The following is a 17,042-nucleotide window of genomic DNA, read 5'->3' as shown; positions in this document are numbered from 1 at the left end:
TAAGCGTAGTAAATATTACTTTAAAATCTAGTTAACTGTTCCTTGTTTTGGTCTAAAGTTTTTAAATAAATAGGATTATCATTAAGTCAAAAAAAAGGCTGATTTTTCAATCAGCCTTTATGCGGTCATTACTGATTTACTCTACATCAAAATGACGATTAAAGAAGTTAGTGATTGTTTGATGCAAGTGAGTTTGCACTTGTTTACCCCGTAAGCTGTGCTTGGAACCAGGATAAGTCATCATTTCAAATTGCTTTTCGTTATCTTGCAATTGTTTAAATAACTTAGTGGCATGGGTAAACAATACGTTATCGTCGGCCATACCATGGTAGATCATTAATGGCCCTTTCAAGCCATCTGCGTATGGAAATACCGCACTGTCTGCATAGCCTTTGGCATTTGTATCAGGATGTCCTAAATAACGCTCGGTATAGTGAGTATCATACAGTGCCCAATCAGTCACTGGCGCTCCAGATACGCCTGCTTGAAAATAATCACCAGCTTTAAACATGGTCATTAATGCCATATAGCCACCGTAACTGTGACCATAAATACCAATACGTTGTGGGTCAACATAATCAAGCGTACGTAAAAATTCGACGCCTTTTATTTGATCAGCCACTTCAACCACACCTAAATGTTTGTAAATGGCATCTTCAAACTTTTTACCACGATTATACGAACCACGGTTATCTAATTGGAACACTACATAACCTTGCTGTGCCATATATTGGAAATATAAGTTCTTGCTGCGCCAACTATTGGTTACGCGTTGTGCGTGTGGGCCGCCATAGACATTGACAAGAACAGGGTGTTTTTTACCATCATTTACCGTTGCAGGTTTAAATAAACGATAGTGCATCTCTTGACCATCATCAGCAGTCAAAGTGCCATATTCAGGCTCAGCTAGATCAGTAAGATAAGGAGTTAGTGGATGGTTTTCATCAAGCTTATTTTGTTCTAACCAAGTAACAAATTCACCGTTTACTTTACGCAGTGCAGCTGAGTTTGGCTTGTTGACCGATGAACTGTTATCAATAAAAGTTTTACTGTCTTTTGCCATTACCACATTGTGATAAGCACCTTGCTCAGTGATACGTTTAATATCGCCCTTTTTAAACAGTGGAACACTGTATAGCTGGCTTTCCAAAGGCGTGTCTTTGCGTCCGGCAAAGTAGACAATGCCTTTTTTCTCATCAATACCTTTTAAGCTATCAACCACCCAGTCACCATCGGTGATCTGACGCACTAACTTACCATTGGTACGATATAGATATAAATGCTTAAAGCCATTGCGCTCAGAGGCCCAAACAAAATGTTTTTTGTCTTTCAAAAACTGTAGATCAAAATGTAAGTTGATCCAGGTATCACTAGTTTCTGTTAAGGCGACTTTTTGCTCTGTTGTTTCGCTGTTATAAAAGCGCAATTCTAAGTTGTGCTGTGAGCGGTTTTGCCACTGATATGATAGGGTTTTGTCATCTTCTAACCATTTTGCACGGGCAATGTAAATGTCTTCGTCTTTACCTAAATCAATCCAATCAGTTTTTTGATTATCGAGCTTAACCACACCAAGTTGAATTTTTACATTATTAGTGCCGGTAAATGGGTAGCGTTGGTTAAACAGTTTCACTTCATCAGCGTAAATTTCATTGCGGATAGCTTCTTTAACTGGGCTTTCGTCAATGCGAGTGAAGGCTATTTTTGATTCATCACCAGACCACCAATAACCTGTCATTCGGCCCATTTCTTCTTGCGCGACAAACTCCGCCATGGCGTTTTTGATCACACCGCCGCCATCTTTACTCAGCTGAATTTCTTTACCTGATTTAAGATTTAGCGCATAAAGATTTTGTTCACGGACAAACGAGACAAAGTTTCCTTTTGGTGAAAAGCGTGCGTCGGTTTCAAATGCCTCAGTATCGGTCAGTTTACGGCTTTTTCCTGCTCCTAGCTCGTAATAATAGAGGTCACCATTAAGTGGAAATAACAAGGCTTTACCGTCTTTAGACCATTTGTATTCTAAAATACCTTTACCAAAAATACGTTGGCGCTCACGGCGTGCTTTTTCTTCGTCTGAGAGGTTTTCGGGGCCTGAAAAAAGTTTGGCAGAGTCGACTAAAATACGATTTTTGTTATCTTTTAAATTATATTCCCACAAATCATAACGGTTGTAATCGTCGCTTTTACCTTGCAGGTAGGTAACTCGGCTACCGTCTGGTGAAAACTTAAGCTGTACAGGTGCTTTACCCGCTAAACTTGGATCATCAAAAATACGTTCTAAAGTAAGAGGCTTAGCTTGCACTGTGATGGCTGTTGCCACCAAAGGTAGCAAGTATGAGAGGTGTTTAATTTTTTTTAACACGTGTTTACCTTCGCTCGAATAAAAACTGCAACGATGGTAAAGCCAAGCGTGGGCAACTGCAACTAAATGCTATAAAGTAGCGAAAATGTAATGCACTTAATTTGTAAGGAATAAAAATGACCGTTGAATTCTCTTTAGCCCCAGAACTTGCACGTGATTGTATTGAACTGGCCGATTGGCCATTATGCAAAGTGTTACTTATGAATGATAGTCAATACCCGTGGTTTATTTTAGTGCCTCGTAAAGCGAATTTAAAAGAGAGCATTGATCTAAGCGAGTCTGAACAGCTATTGCTAATGCAAGAGTCAGCGAAGTTAAGTCGGCTCCTCAAGGAGGTACTTAACCCAGATAAACTTAATGTCGCAGCGCTTGGTAACATGGTTCCACAGTTACATATTCATCATATTGCCCGCTATAAAACCGATGTCGCATGGCCTGCGCCAGTATGGGGGAAGTATCCCGCCGTGCCTTACAGTGAAGAGCAATTGGCACGTTTAAAAACACATTTTTAATCGTGGTTGAGTGTTTATATAACAGAATTTTATCATGGAATTATGACTTTTAGTTGGGTGAAAATAGACTATGCTTAGGGTCACTAAGTCGTGGCTGTTTATTACATTCAGTATATAAGGATTGCAAACTAACGGATGAAAGCTTTTGTATTGTTTACCTTGTTAATTGTATTTTCGCATCACAGTGCAGCAAATACATTTTACTTTGTTGGTACCACCTTTCCGTCGGTACTTGAAAAAAATGAACAAGGTCAAATAGAAGGCTTAGGCGCCGACATCGCAGGTGAGATTTGCCTGCGTTTAGGTTGCCAAATTAAAATTGATATTTTGCCATTTAAACGGGCGCTAAAAATGATTGAACTTGGCAAAGCTGATGCATTTATAGGCCCTTATAAGTCGGCTATTAGAGAGCAATATATGGTTTATAGTGAGGCTGCTTTCTATCAAGATCCGCTGGTTTTTTATGTCAAAAATAGTAATGAATTCCAGTGGCATAATAATTTAGAAACATTAAAAGAGTTATCGGTAGGATTAACAAGAGGTTGGAACTATGGTGACGATTTTGAGCAATATAAAAGTCAGTTGGAAGTTTCTGAAGTGGGTACTGTAGAGGCCAGTTTTTTGCAATTAATTCATGACCGTGTCGATATTATAGTGACTCATCCAAGAGCCGCACAGCCCGTTATTAAGCAGTTAAGTTTAGCTAATCAAGTTAAACAGTTACAACCGCCATTAATTGTTAATAAAGGCTATTTTGGTTTTTCAAAAAAACGTAATTTAAATGAGTTTATTACCTTATTCGATAAAGAATTAAATAATATGATTGCTAATGGTGAAGTAAAAAAAATGAGTGAAAAATATGGTTTAGCATTCCCGTAATAGCAATATTGAATTAAAAAAGGCGTTTTAGGTGAGCCCCTAAAACGCCTTTTTAGTATTAATTATATTATTCTAAACCTAACTCTTTCTTACCTTGTTTAAATGTGACATCTACAGGGATATTAGCTTGGCTTAGTTTTTCTAAATCTTTAGCAAGTTCCACTTTGATATCACCATGTGTGGCAATCAATTGATCAACTTTCTCATAATCACCATCACCTTGTAAGGTTAAGATCAAACCAGATAGCTTGGCCATTGCTTGGCCCATTTTTTCCATATTTACGCTGTAAAGGCCTTGCTCATTTTTAGAGAATGCACCTTCTTCTGCGAAAAAGTTAAAGCGGATCATATTTGCTTTACCATGGGCACTTGATGCGCCAAAACGCACTGAGCGGAAAATACCGGCCATAAAAGTGATGTAATAATCTTCAAGTGTTCCCTCTGTGATCTCACCTTTTTTGAGTAACTGCTCAACCATGTACAAGCCTAAGATATCGGCTTTGCCTTCTTCTAAAGCACTGGCATGTTCTTGTAAAGACTGACGAACAGTGCCTTTACCTGTGATAGTATTTTTTATCCCTAAACCATGAGCGACTTCATGGAACATGGTATTGGCAAAAAATGCATCGAAAGTAATGTGTTTACGTTGCTCAGGAACAATTAACTGCTCAGCGATTGGCACCAATATTTTATCAAACTTAGCGCGCATAGCATTTTTCAGTTGTAAACGGCGAGTGCCTTTTTCAAGTTGTACTTGTTCGTCATTTGGTAAGTTAATAGCAATAGTTTTACTGCCAGCATTAGAATGGCCTGCGTAGTAAACAACATCATATGCATTTAAGTCCGCATCAGAGCCTGGCACTTCTTGTTTGTATTTGCCATCAACAGGGAGGCCTTTTTGTAGCTCTGGTAAAAATGCTGCAAATTTAGCAAGGCGCTCTGACCATGCTAAATCTTTCACTAATACATACGATTCGAAGGCTGCGCGAGAGCCGAACAATTGATCTTCATAGGTTTCGATTGGACCAATAACGATATCGATGGGGTTGTTCTTCATGTCCATCCAAGCAAAGTCTGATGCTTGATAATCATCGTTTTGTAGTGCATCTGCACGTAAATTCAGGTAACTAGCAAACTCTTTATCATCGGCAAGCTTGCTCGCCTCACGTAATAAGTTAGCCGCTTTTTCAAGGGCTTGAGCATATTCAACCGAATAGGCAACGCTATATAGCTTGCCTTGCTCATCTCGCTTAATGACTGAATACAGGCCATTTTTATCTGCTACGTCAGCCTTGTTTAGCTCTTCTTTAGTGATATCGGCTGGATAAAATTGAGCTCCGGCTGTTTTATCTTCATAGCCTGACAAAAAGACTTGATCGCCATTTAATCTATCCCATGGTCCATAGTTAATATCGGCAAATTTTTGTACTTTAGGATCATTGATTTTGGCTAAAAATGCCGCTTTATCTTCACCAAATGCTTGGCGCCAGAATAGATCATCCATAATTTTAGACGCATCAATAAGTTTTGCTATTAACGCTTTTTGGTTGTCGCTTAAATGTGATAAATCAGTGGTTAAACTAAAATCGGTATAGATATCAAGGCGACTAGTGTCAGCGTTAACAAGTTGTGGGCCGCTATCTTGTACTTGCTTAATTGAGGCTGCTGCGTCAGTTGACGCTTTAGGTGCGCTGGCTTGATCTGAACATGCACTAAGAAAAACGGCACCGGTGAGAATAAGTGCTTGGCTAATTTTATTGAGAGTCATTATATTGCCTGTTAAAAAGTAAGTTTAATTATAGATACCCTTGAGAGGGTATTTCGCTTCCTTGTTATGCCAGCATTAAAGCAAATCTTATGCGTAAATAGCAAGTTTCCTGTGTTGTGATGGTCTTAGCGAAGGGATATAAAGTGTAGTAGAAAAATAAACTAATATAATTTCTGTAATTTTCTTAACTTTAGCGGTAACTTAGACAATACTGTATTTATAAAAAATAAACATTCCATGGTTTGGGTGTATTAACAAATCAATACAAAAGGATGGCACATTTATGTCAACAGAAAACGCACTACTGACCATTTTGGTTGATCGTATAAATAATGACACGTTAGTTTTACCCACCTTGCCTGAGGTTGCGGTTCGTGTACGTCAAGCTGCCGATAATCCAGATGTAAACTTAGCGCAAATGGCTGATGTGATCTCTCATGATCCGGCATTAGCAGCACGGATGATAAAAGTCGCAAATAGTGCTTTTATGGGGCGAACAGTTAAAGTTTCTAATATAAATCAAGCGGTAACGCGTATTGGTCTGCGTCAAATCAAAAATATCGCAACAGCAATGGCGATGGAGCAACTGTTTGTTTCAAATAATGAGCTGATCAAAGGTTACATGGATAAGGCATGGCAGAAGACCTTAAAAGTAGCATGTCACTCAATTACTGTGATGGAGTTTTTCCTTAAGAAAAACAAGCAGACCTCATTGAATCGTGACACCATTACACTGGCATCACTAGTTTATAATATTGGTGTATTGCCTATTTTGACTGAAGCGGAACGTCACCCGGAAGTATTTGCCAATCCAAGCTTTTTAGCGCATGCGATTCAAAAGCTTAGCGGTAAAGTAGGGGGAGCCATCATGCGTGCTTGGGAGTTTACTGATGAATTTGTTGAAGTAGCAGAAAGCTGGGCCAATCCTAACTATCGCCCAGAGCATATTAGCTATGTTGATTTCATTCGTATTGGCGCGATTATGGAAGGTATTTTACAAGTTTCAGATAAGTCTGCAGCATTACAAACTTATATTGATAAAGGTGTGATCCCATCACTTGATATCTTCTCAAGTGATGAATATAACGATATGCTCGATGATGTGAAATCGGTATTTAGTTAAGTTAATTCGTCAGTTAAAAAAAGCGCCAATAGGGCGCTTTTTTAGTATTTAAAACTTAGTCAAAATTTAGGCTAAATCTTCCACGTCACCTAAACCAGCCGTAAGTTCTTCTAGCATTAGTTTAATTTCTTCAGAGGCGAGAATAAAGTCAGCATCAAGTTTGACCAACATATCTTCTTTAGGGATGTCGGCGTTTTCTTCTTTTAATGTTTCAGAGTAGCTTAAGCGCTTAATAGAGCCATCATTTTGCAGCATGAACTTCAGGCGCTCTTGCCAATCTAGTGCAAGTTTTGTTACTCGCTTACCGCTTTCAAGGTGCGATTTAACTTCATCACAGGCTAAATCATGGCCTTTAAGCTTAACTTGAGCACCGCTATCGTCTGCTTCTTCAAGCTCTGCGTCAGAGCCAATAGCAAAGCCCTCAGGTGTACTGAAGTTAGTTAACCAGTCCGTTAAAAATACATCTAAGTCATAGTTTGCAAATGCAGGAACTACCGGCAATGTACCTAGTGATTTGCGAAGTAGTGCTAGTAACTCTTCTGCTTTATTAAAGCTACCACTGTTGACGACTACCCAGCCATTTTCTTGGTCAATAAAGGCAAACTGTAAACTCGACTTTTTAAAGGCTTGCGGTAATAAGCTATGGAGGATATTTTCTTTGAGCTCGTCTTTTTCTTTTTTCTTAACAGGGCGATTTTCTTCTGCTTCGATAAGTTCTATTTTTTCAGCAACCATATCGTTGATAACGGATGCAGGAAGTACTTTTTCTTCACGTTTAGCACAAACCAAAATACTCTTTTGCGAGAAATGGGAAAGGGTATCACCATGTTTACCAAAGGCTTTGGTCCAGCCAAATGTACTTAAATCTTGACTACCGCAAGGGCGAAATAAATCTTGCTCTAAGGCTTTCTCAAAGTCTTCTTGGGTGTACGACACGTCTTGCTTAAAGCGGTAACAAATAAGGTTACTAAACCACATAGGGAGATTGATCCATTCGGTAAATTTACCCAATCATAACAATAAAAAGCTGATGCGCAAATGACTGATTGGCCAAACGTTTAGCAATTAAGCAAAGTGTTAGGCAAACAGTCTCGGCGCATTAGTTATTAAATATAGACAAAGGTTTTGGCATGTCTTTAGGGAAACTAATATGATAATGCAAGCCGTTCCCCGGTGAGCTTGTCGCATCGATTTCGCCGCTCAAGGTTTGCTTGACCAAATTGAAAGTAATGTGTGTGCCCAGACCACTGCCGCCTTGATCGCGTTTAGTCGTAAAAAACGGATCAAACAGTTTTTCAAGTTGCTGTTCGGTAACGCCATTGCCATTATCTTTAAAGTCGATAATCACTTGGTCATCTTCATCTTTAATAGCAATGTCTATAATGCCATTGCTGACACCATCGAATCCGTGGATCAATGAATTCATAATCAAATTGGTAAAAATTTGACTGATAGCACCAGCAGGTAGATTTAAGGTTAAATCTACCGGGCAATCTAAATTAATATGATGACTGGTATTTTTTATCTTAGGGTGTAATGAGCGAATAATTTCACCTAGATATTCTTTTAGGTTGATAGTTCGCACAGCTTCACTGGCTTGATCAACCGCAATTTGCTTAAAGCTGGCAACCAGCTCTGAAGCACGGTCTAGGTTAGTGGTTAATAGGCTAGTACTTTGTTTGGCATCATTAATAAACTCCTCAAGTGCTTTAGGCGAGAGTGTTTTCTCTTTGTAAGCGTTTTCAATTTGTATTAAACGCTCTTGCAAAAAGGATGTGGCAGTAACCCCTATACCGACCGGGGTATTGATATCGTGGGTAATACCGGCAACTAAACCACCCAAAGCGGCCATTTTTTCTGAGCTGACTAAACGCTCTTGCGCCATATTGAGTTCATCAACATAACGTTGCATTTCAGTTTGTTTAGTTAGTAGCTCTTGCTCAGTATGGCGACGCAAATCAACTTCTTCGGTGAGCGTTAGTTTTTGTTGTTCCAACTCGTATTTTTGTTGCTGTAAATCCATCATAGCTTGACTTAAATTTGATGTTTTACGTGCCACTTCTTGTTCAAGTTGTAGATTTTGCTGATCGAGCTTTTCGTTACTTATTATCAATGCTTTTTGAGTTTGTTCAAGCTCTTTGCGGTATTGCACAACTTTATCGATCAACTTATTGAATGATTGTTCCATTACTTTTAATTCGTTGTGCTCAGTTGTTTCAATTTCGATATGTTGACCTTCGAGGTCATCTAATTGAAGATCTTCAATTTGCTCTGTTAGTTGTGCTAGAGGTTCAGTGAGTAGTTTTCTAAATGCCATTAAGAATAAGATGATTAAAAATGTAGTTTTGATCATCGCATTGCCAATTAAAAAATAAATTGAGATCATAATGCGACTAAATACCACTTCTCGGCTCGAAAATAGCGTGACATCACCAACTTGGGTGGCGCGGCCAGAAAATTCAAAGATCAATGGAAAGGTATAACCGAATAAGCCAGATGGAGTATCTTCGATAATCGCTTCTTCTTGTACTAATTGTTGGCTATATAGCTCGCGAATATCGAGTGAGCGACCTAATTGTGAGATTATCTCGCCGCTATCATCACGTACAATAATACCTTCAATCATTGGAATTGCTAATAAGCCTTCTGCTGTGGTGATGGTTTGTTTAGTGTTTAGCTCCCAAATAGCACGGGTTAAACTACGACTAAATGTTTTTTGTAAGGTCGTCAGTTCGTCACGTATATAATCTTTCGTGTTTACATATTCTGCAATAACTTGCCCGCACGTGACTACAAAAGTTAATAAAAAGTAGACGGATAACACGCTGGTAAGTAGCTTTTTTGATAGGCTTTTTTGTAGCATCGGTGGCCTATAGCTCCTTTATTTTTTTTACAAAGCTTAATTAATACCCTAGCAACGAGTACACTCAGTATTAAAGTTAGCTAATAAATGTTTAAAAATAAATAAAATAATCTTATTTAACAGTACAAACATTGTTAATTTTTCTTTTTTTAGCAAAAACTTAAGCTTATCGCTGTTAAATTTTTGTGTTATAAAATCACAACATTACTACAACATCGTTATTTATTGAGTGATAAGTTGTCTGCTCAGTAATCTATTATCCGTATTTTTTGTTGTCTATATTATGAATTTTTCCGTACTGGTGTGTGATGATTCAACAGTAGCACGCAAACAAGTTATACGCTGTTTAAATGAGTGTATCTCAGCAGATATTATGCAAGCAAAAAATGGCCGTGAAGCGTTAGAGTTAATGCATATACATAACTTCGATTTACTGTGTCTTGACTTAACTATGCCCGAAGTTGATGGAGTACAAGTTCTTGAAGGTATTAAAGCACAAAAAATTGAATGCTTTGTGCTGGTAATTTCGGCAGATATTCAACTTGAAATGAAACAACGTGTCGCTAAGTTGGGAGCTATAGCCTTCGTTGATAAGCCGATAGATAAAACAAGATTAAATGAAATACTGCATAAATTTGGCATTCATTAGATTTCTTTATAATCAAAAGGCATAATTTATCTTTTTATTTGGGGTTGACAGAACAGCCCTGTTTAAGGCAGTCTAAGGGCTATGAAAACAAATAATCACGCATTGACCATTATTATTACAACCACCATTCTTACTGGATAGTGGCATAGGTCGGTGCAACAAATTTAAAGGCCTGTGTTCACAACGAACACAGGCCTTTTTTCGTTTTATGGGATGAGGAAACATAAAAATGCGAGTATTAAAATTTGGTGGGTCGTCACTTGCTGACTTTGCCTGCCTACAACAGGTAGCACAGTTAGTTAAAGCACAATTAAAAGACGAAATGTTATTGGTGCTATCGGCTCCAGGTGGCATGACCGATTCATTGGTTGCACTGGCAAGCGCTGCTGAACAAGGACTTGATTATGATACACAGTGGCACGCATTAATTGAGCGTTGCCAAAGCTTAAAAGCAGCCGTTGAAGCTGAATATGGTAGTGTTCAAAACTGGCCTGATTTAAACGAACTGCAAAATAAGCTAGCGGGTGTCAAACTCATCCAATGTTGTCCAGATCAAGTGCGTGCTTATGTTATTAGTTTTGGTGAGCGCATCAGTGTATCACTGATGCAGTGTCTATTAAGCTCACATAACGCCCACTACCTCGAAGCAACCGATTGTATTGCATCAACTAATGGTCATATTGATGCAGAAGCTGATCTAGTGGCGAGTAAAATTCGTTTTCAAACGGCTTTAAAAGCTAATCCTGCGACTATTTATATTATGCCTGGCTTTACAGCTAGCAACGAACAAGGCCAGCTAACTACACTGGGACGTAATGGCTCAGATTATTCAGCCGCAATTGCCGCAGCGTGTTTAGAAGCTGAAGTATGTCAAATTTGGACTGACGTTGATGGTGTGTACAGTGCTGATCCGCGTTATATCAAAAAAGCCACTAAAGTTGATTTTTTATCATATAAAGAAGCTATGGAGCTTTCTTACTTTGGTGCCAAAGTTCTCCATCCTAAAACAATTCTACCGTGCGCTAAAGCTGGCGTGCCGTGTGAAATTAAAAATACCCATAATCCGGATGCACAAGGATCACTGATCAGTAATGATAATGTGTCATCGGAGCCGGTAAAAGCGTTATCTAGTTTACAAAATCTTGCGATGCTAACGGTTTCAGGCCCCGGCATGAAAGGTAAAGTAGGCATGGCATCAAAAGTTTTTAATGCCCTTGCTCACGATAATGTTTCGATTGTACTGATCACTCAATCGTCATGTGAATTTAGTATCAGCTTCTGTGTCCATGAATCAGATTTGCCATTGGCTCTTGAGGCATTGCAAACTGCGTTTGAGCTTGAATCACAGGCGGGACTAATTGAACCTGTACAAGTGCAGCGTAATTTAGCAATCGTTACTTTAGTGGGTGATAATATGCGCGCTCATAAAGGCTTAGCTGCTAAATTTTTCGCATCACTTGCCCAAGCACAAGTTAACATTGTCGCTATTGCCCAGGATTCAACTGAAAGTGCAATTTCAGCAGTGATTGACGGCGAGCTGTGTAATGATGCTGTAAAAGTGTGTCACGAAAACTTCTTCACTCATATCCCATCAATTGATGTATTTTTATTAGGCTGTGGTTTAGTTGGCCAAGAACTTATTAAGCAGTTAGAGCGTCAGCAAGCATGGCTTGAAAAACGTAATATCAAACTAAACTTGTATGGTGTTGCTAATTCACGTCAATTACATCTTGATAGCGAAGGAATTGCTTTTGACGATTGGCAGCAAAAGTTGGCAGCATCAGAACAACCGTTTGACCTCAAACTGGTTGAACAATTTGTTAGGCAAAATCATTTAATCAATCCAGTGCTGGTTGATTGTACGTCTTCAGATGCTTTAGCGGCTCAGTATGTAGACTTTTTGAATGCCGGTTTCCACGTTGTGGCTGCAAATAAAAAAGCCAATACAAGTTCATATGCTTATTACCAAGATTTAATTACAGCAACGCAAAAAAATAATCGTAAGTTTTTATACGAAACAAATGTCGGTGCAGGTCTTCCAGTAATCGATAACTTACAGTCACTGTTTGGTGCTGGCGATGAGTTACTTGAATTTAGCGGAATTTTATCCGGTTCATTGTCATATATGTTTGGCGCATTGCAAGATGGTTTATCACTGTCTGAGGCAACCATTAAAGCAAAAGAGAGTGGTTTTACTGAGCCAGATCCACGTGATGATTTATCGGGCACTGATGTCGCGCGTAAGTTATTAATTATTGCCCGAGAAGCAGGTATGAAATTAGAGTTGAGCGATATCGAAGTTGAATCAGTGCTTCCTTTGGGTTTTGCCCAAGGTGATAACGTTGACGAATTTATGGCTAAATTGCCAAGTTTAGATGCTGCGTTTAATGACCGTATTCAAAGTGCTGCAAGTGAAGGCAAAGTGTTGCGTTATGTTGGTACTATCAAACAAGGCCACTGCAAAGTAGGTATTGAAGCGGTAGATGAAAAGCATGCTCTGGCTGTTATTCGTGACGGCGAAAATGCCTTAGCAATTTTGAGTGCATACTATCAACCACGTCCATTTGTTATTCGTGGTTATGGTGCCGGCTCAGCAGTGACTGCGGCCGGGGTATTTGCTGACATTTTAAAAACGTTATCGCGCTAGGAGAGTATAATGATCGAAGTATATGCTCCAGCCTCAATCGGTAATTTTGCAGTTGGTTTTGATGCCTTAGGTGCTGCGCTTGCTCCTATTGATGGCACGTTATTAGGTGATGTTGTTGCGGTAAGTTCTAGCGAGCTTGACGAATTTATATGCTCTGGGGATTACGCAGATAAACTACCAAGCGATGCCAGTGAAAATTTAGCGTATCAGTGTTTAGTGCATTTTCGTGAACATGTAGCGCCAACCATGCCAAGCGTTAAACTGGAATTAAAAAAGAACTTACCAATTGGCTCGGGTCTTGGTTCAAGTGCTTGCTCTGTAGTAGCCACATTTGCGGCGCTGGATCAGTTTGCAGGTACTGCACTGAGCCAAGTGCAGTTAATTGAATTAATGGCTGATTTTGAAGCGATTGTCAGTGGCGGTCGTCATTACGACAATATCACTCCGTGTTACTTGGGTGGTTTGCAGCTTACTGGTAATTTAATTCCAAATAAATCAATTGCTTTACCGGTTGATGAGCGTTGGTATTACGTAGCGGCTTTTCCTGGTTTTTCACTTAATACCGCTAAAGCGCGTTCAGTGTTACCAAAACAGCTAAGTATGCATGCGAGCGTTGAATTTGCGCAGCGCTTATCAGCGTTTAGTACTTTATTGTTAACTAGCCGATTTGATGAAGCACTCTCCATCATGAGTGATGAAATAGCGGAGCCGCATCGTGCGCCACTGATCAATGGTTTTAGTGAAGCTAAAGCGGCGCTGCCAGAGTTTGGTGCTGAGATTGTCAGTATCTCAGGTGCTGGTCCTACATTATTTACCGTGTGCAAAACGCTTGAAGCTGCACAGCAATGCGCACAGTGGCTTGAACAAAACTATATTAATGAGCAAGGCTTCTGCCACATTTGTAAACTCGATAACGCCGGCACGCGTCAGCTATAAGAATTTAAGGAACTAATAATGCAATTACATAATTTAAAAGATGATTCTCAAAAAGTGTCGTTTGTTGAAGCAGTTAAAACAGGTTTAGGACGTAATCAAGGAGTATTTTTCCCTGAATCGCTCGCGCCTTTAGCTGATGTTGATAGTTTACTCGATATGGACTTTGTTACTCGTAGCAGTAAGATTTTATCGCATTTGATTGGTGATGAATTACCTGCTGATACGGTTGCACAAATGGTGCAAAATGCCTTTAACTTTCCTGTTAAATTAGTTGAAGTTGAAGACAATATTTATTGTTTAGAGTTGTTCCATGGGCCAACGCTTGCATTCAAAGACTTTGGCGGTCGCTTTATGGCTGAGTGCTTGGCACAATTTAGCCAAGGTGAAAAAACCACAATACTCACAGCAACCTCAGGGGACACTGGGGCAGCTGTTGCGCATGCGTTCTATAACAAGCCAAATATTGATGTGGTTATCCTATATCCAAAAGGTAAAATCTCATTAGCACAGCAAAAACTGTTTACTACTTTGGGTAATAATATCCATTGCTACGCTGTAGATGGTAGCTTTGATGATTGCCAAGCGATGGTTAAAAATGCCTTTTTAGATGATGAAGTTAAATCTCGCTTAGGTTTAAATTCAGCTAATTCTATCAATATAAGTCGCCTTGTTGCACAAGTATGTTATTACTTTGAAGCAATAGCGCAATTACCAAAAGAGCAGCGCGCCAAAGCACATATCTCAATACCTAGTGGTAACTTTGGTAATGTATGTGCGGCGATGATCGGTGCGGTGATTGGTTTACCGGTCGCTAAACTTAGCGCTACAACCAATCAAAATGACACTGTACCGCGCTTTATCCTTGATAAAAACTGGGCGCCTAATGCCACAATCGAGTCATTGTCTAATGCCATGGATGTGAGTAAACCTAATAATTGGCCACGTGTACAAACCATGCTTGATAACAAATGGTTTAGTTATGATGATTTTTATTCAACTAGTGTTGATGAAAATGATACCCAAGCAGTGATGAAAAAAATTCATCAAACAGGCTATGTTGCAGAACCACATACAGCGATTGCTTATCAGGGCCTAAAAGCTAACTTAGCAACTGATTCTGCTGGTATTTTTCTGGCAACAGCGCATCCGGCTAAGTTTAAAGAAAGTGTTGAAGAGATTTTAAATATTGAACTTGAAATGCCAAAACCACTAGCTGATGCATTAGCTAAACCATGCTTAGCCGAGGATATCGCAGATGATTACGATATCCTGCGTGAAATATTATTGGCTAAACTAGGTTAGTTTTTACCCGCTCAGTAAAACTAAAAATAAACGGCATATGTGAAAGCAATGTCGTTTTTTATTGCTTTAAATTGTACTTAATAGCAGTAATGGAAAATTAAACTATTGAACGTGAACGGCGGTTTAGCACTCGTAAACAAAAAATTAAAATGGCTATAAGGCAGATCATAATCCCTGCAAGTATAACTAATTCATTCGCTACCCAATAGATTAGGAGTAATCCGCACATAAATAAAATAAATGGTTTAAATTCATAATAATAAAAGTGTTTGTTAACTTTAATGCGATTTACTTTATGATCTTTACGCCGTGAATTTGAGCGTAATCGCCAAATGTTGGCACCATTGAAGAATAAAAAATACCAATGGCTGTTGGTAAAACAGTGCTGAAAAGTAAAATGCAAAGTCCGCCAACAATGACATAACAATAAGGAATTGATTCGTAGATAGGTTTAGATAGCATAGTAAATTAGTTCATCATCCATGATTACATTGGTATCATAATAGTGTAAACAATCGCGAATGCAACAGATTAAGGTATAAATAATGTAAATGTTATTTGCTTTTATTCATTAAAATTTCTGATGCTTTAATAAAAAAATATCATTACAAAAACACTGTGAATTAAATTCAATCCCTGTTTAAATATGTTCATCTTTACACCATAGGCAAATTGACGTTTTCAGCGTATAATTCAGCCTTCAAAATACCATACACGTTGCCCTAGGAGCCCCCATGTTAGAACGTAGCATGAATATTTCGGATTTCGATCCAGAGTTATTTGAAGCAATCACTAAAGAGACTGCTCGCCAAGAAGAACACATCGAGCTTATCGCATCTGAGAACTACTGTAGCCCACGCGTACTAGAAGCGCAGGGTTCACAGCTAACAAACAAATATGCTGAAGGTTATCCGGGCAAGCGTTACTACGGTGGTTGTGAGCATGTTGACGTGGTTGAACAACTAGCGATTGACCGTGCCAACGAATTGTTTGGTTCAGATTATGCTAACGTTCAGCCTCACGCAGGTTCACAAGCAAATGCTGCTGTGTTCTTAGCTTTATTAGATGCTGGCGATACAGTGTTAGGTATGAGCTTAGCTCATGGTGGTCACTTAACGCATGGTTCACATGTAAGCTTCTCTGGTAAGCTTTATAACGCAATCCAATACGGACTTGACGAAGCGACTGGCGAGATTGATTACGCACAAGTTGAAGCACTTGCACTTGAGCACAAACCAAAAATGATCATCGGTGGTTTCTCAGCATACTCAGGTATTGTTGATTGGGCTAAATTCCGTGAAATCGCTGACAAAGTAGGCGCTTACTTGTTTGTTGATATGGCTCACGTTGCAGGTCTTATTGCTGCTGGTGTTTACCCAAGCCCAGTACCACATGCACACGTTGTTACTACAACTACGCATAAGACATTAGCCGGCCCACGTGGTGGTTTGATTATTTCTGCTTGTGGCGACGAAGCTATTTATAAAAAGCTTAACAGTGCAGTATTCCCTGGTGGTCAAGGTGGTCCTTTATGTCACATTATCGCTGCCAAAGCAGTGGCATTTAAAGAAGCATTACAACCAGAGTTTAAAGTATACCAAACTCAAGTTGTGAAAAATGCTAAAGCTATGGTTGCAGTAATGCAAGAGCGCGGTTATAAGATCGTATCTGATAAAACAGAAAACCACTTGTTCTTACTTGATCTAATTGATAAAGACATCACTGGTAAAGACGCAGATGCGGCTTTAGGTAATGCTAATATCACCGTAAATAAAAACTCAGTACCAAATGACCCACGTTCACCGTTTGTAACGTCTGGTTTACGTATTGGTTCACCGGCAATCACACGCCGTGGTTTTAAAGAAGTAGAGTCTAAAGAGCTTGCTGGCTGGATCTGTGACGTACTAGACAACATCAACGATGAGTCAGTACAAGCACAAGTAAAAGAGAAAGTTAAAGCAATCTGTAAAAAATTACCTGTTTACGCTTAATTGAGTTACA

General features: G+C 39.2%; 12 protein-coding genes. 8 read left to right on the top strand and 4 right to left on the bottom strand.

Annotated elements, in window-relative coordinates; genetic code table 11:
• Positions 1–136 precede the first annotated feature (136 nt).
• Entirely contained in the window at positions 137–2,362 is a 2,226-nt protein-coding gene (locus PVK79_RS20185; protein ID WP_257324253.1) for a S9 family peptidase, read from the bottom strand.
• Between the two features lie 116 nt (positions 2,363–2,478).
• Between PVK79_RS20185 and PVK79_RS20180 the strand changes: the two genes are divergently transcribed.
• Complete coding sequence (locus PVK79_RS20180; RefSeq protein ID WP_145241160.1) at positions 2,479–2,874, top strand: HIT domain-containing protein; 396 nt, start codon at positions 2,479–2,481, stop codon at positions 2,872–2,874.
• A 135-nt stretch (positions 2,875–3,009) separates the two neighbouring features.
• Positions 3,010–3,753 (top strand): substrate-binding periplasmic protein, encoded by a 744-nt coding sequence (locus PVK79_RS20175; protein WP_145241158.1) that lies wholly within the window; start codon positions 3,010–3,012, stop codon positions 3,751–3,753.
• A gap of 67 nt (positions 3,754–3,820) precedes the next feature.
• Here PVK79_RS20175 and PVK79_RS20170 read toward each other — a convergent pair whose 3' ends face one another.
• Complete coding sequence (locus PVK79_RS20170; RefSeq protein WP_145241155.1) at positions 3,821–5,521, bottom strand: dipeptidyl-peptidase 3 family protein; 1,701 nt, start codon at positions 5,519–5,521, stop codon at positions 3,821–3,823.
• Positions 5,522–5,804: 283 nt separating this feature from the next.
• Here PVK79_RS20170 and PVK79_RS20165 point away from each other — a divergent pair, with 283 nt between their 5' ends.
• Entirely contained in the window at positions 5,805–6,644 is an 840-nt protein-coding gene (locus PVK79_RS20165; protein WP_145241153.1) for an HDOD domain-containing protein, read from the top strand.
• Positions 6,645–6,710: 66 nt separating this feature from the next.
• On the opposite strand, the gene rdgC is transcribed toward PVK79_RS20165, so the two are convergent.
• Both rdgC and PVK79_RS20155 read right to left on the bottom strand, forming a co-directional pair.
• Positions 6,711–7,622 (bottom strand): recombination-associated protein RdgC, encoded by a 912-nt coding sequence (rdgC, locus tag PVK79_RS20160; RefSeq protein WP_145241151.1) that lies wholly within the window; start codon positions 7,620–7,622, stop codon positions 6,711–6,713.
• A gap of 121 nt (positions 7,623–7,743) precedes the next feature.
• On the bottom strand, positions 7,744–9,507 hold the full coding sequence (locus tag PVK79_RS20155; RefSeq protein ID WP_257324239.1) for a sensor histidine kinase: 1,764 nt from the start codon (positions 9,505–9,507) through the stop codon (positions 7,744–7,746).
• A gap of 283 nt (positions 9,508–9,790) precedes the next feature.
• On the opposite strand from PVK79_RS20155, the gene PVK79_RS20150 reads away from it, so the two are divergent.
• From PVK79_RS20150 to glyA, 5 genes are all read left to right on the top strand, one after another.
• A complete protein-coding gene (locus PVK79_RS20150) occupies positions 9,791–10,156 on the top strand; it encodes a response regulator (RefSeq protein ID WP_182731831.1) in 366 nt (121 codons plus the stop codon).
• A gap of 229 nt (positions 10,157–10,385) precedes the next feature.
• Positions 10,386–12,803: a bifunctional aspartate kinase/homoserine dehydrogenase I gene (thrA, locus tag PVK79_RS20145; protein WP_145241147.1), complete on the top strand. Its 2,418-nt coding sequence runs from the start codon at positions 10,386–10,388 to the stop codon at positions 12,801–12,803.
• Positions 12,804–12,812: 9 nt separating this feature from the next.
• On the top strand, positions 12,813–13,739 hold the full coding sequence (gene thrB / locus PVK79_RS20140) for a homoserine kinase (RefSeq protein WP_257324236.1): 927 nt from the start codon (positions 12,813–12,815) through the stop codon (positions 13,737–13,739).
• 18 nt (positions 13,740–13,757) lie between these two features.
• The gene (gene thrC / locus PVK79_RS20135; RefSeq protein WP_182718314.1) at positions 13,758–15,041 is read left to right on the top strand and encodes a threonine synthase; all 1,284 of its coding nucleotides are present in this window, start codon (positions 13,758–13,760) and stop codon (positions 15,039–15,041) included.
• 734 nt (positions 15,042–15,775) lie between these two features.
• Positions 15,776–17,032, top strand: a complete 1,257-nt coding sequence (glyA, locus tag PVK79_RS20130) for a serine hydroxymethyltransferase (RefSeq protein WP_257324226.1) — start codon at positions 15,776–15,778, stop codon at positions 17,030–17,032.
• Positions 17,033–17,042 lie beyond the last annotated feature (10 nt).

The sequence above is a fragment of the Pseudoalteromonas rhizosphaerae genome, from assembly GCF_028885455.1.
GTDB classification, from domain to species: Bacteria; Pseudomonadota; Gammaproteobacteria; order Enterobacterales; family Alteromonadaceae; genus Pseudoalteromonas; species Pseudoalteromonas rhizosphaerae.
This window is presented reverse-complemented; position numbering and strand designations above follow the sequence as displayed.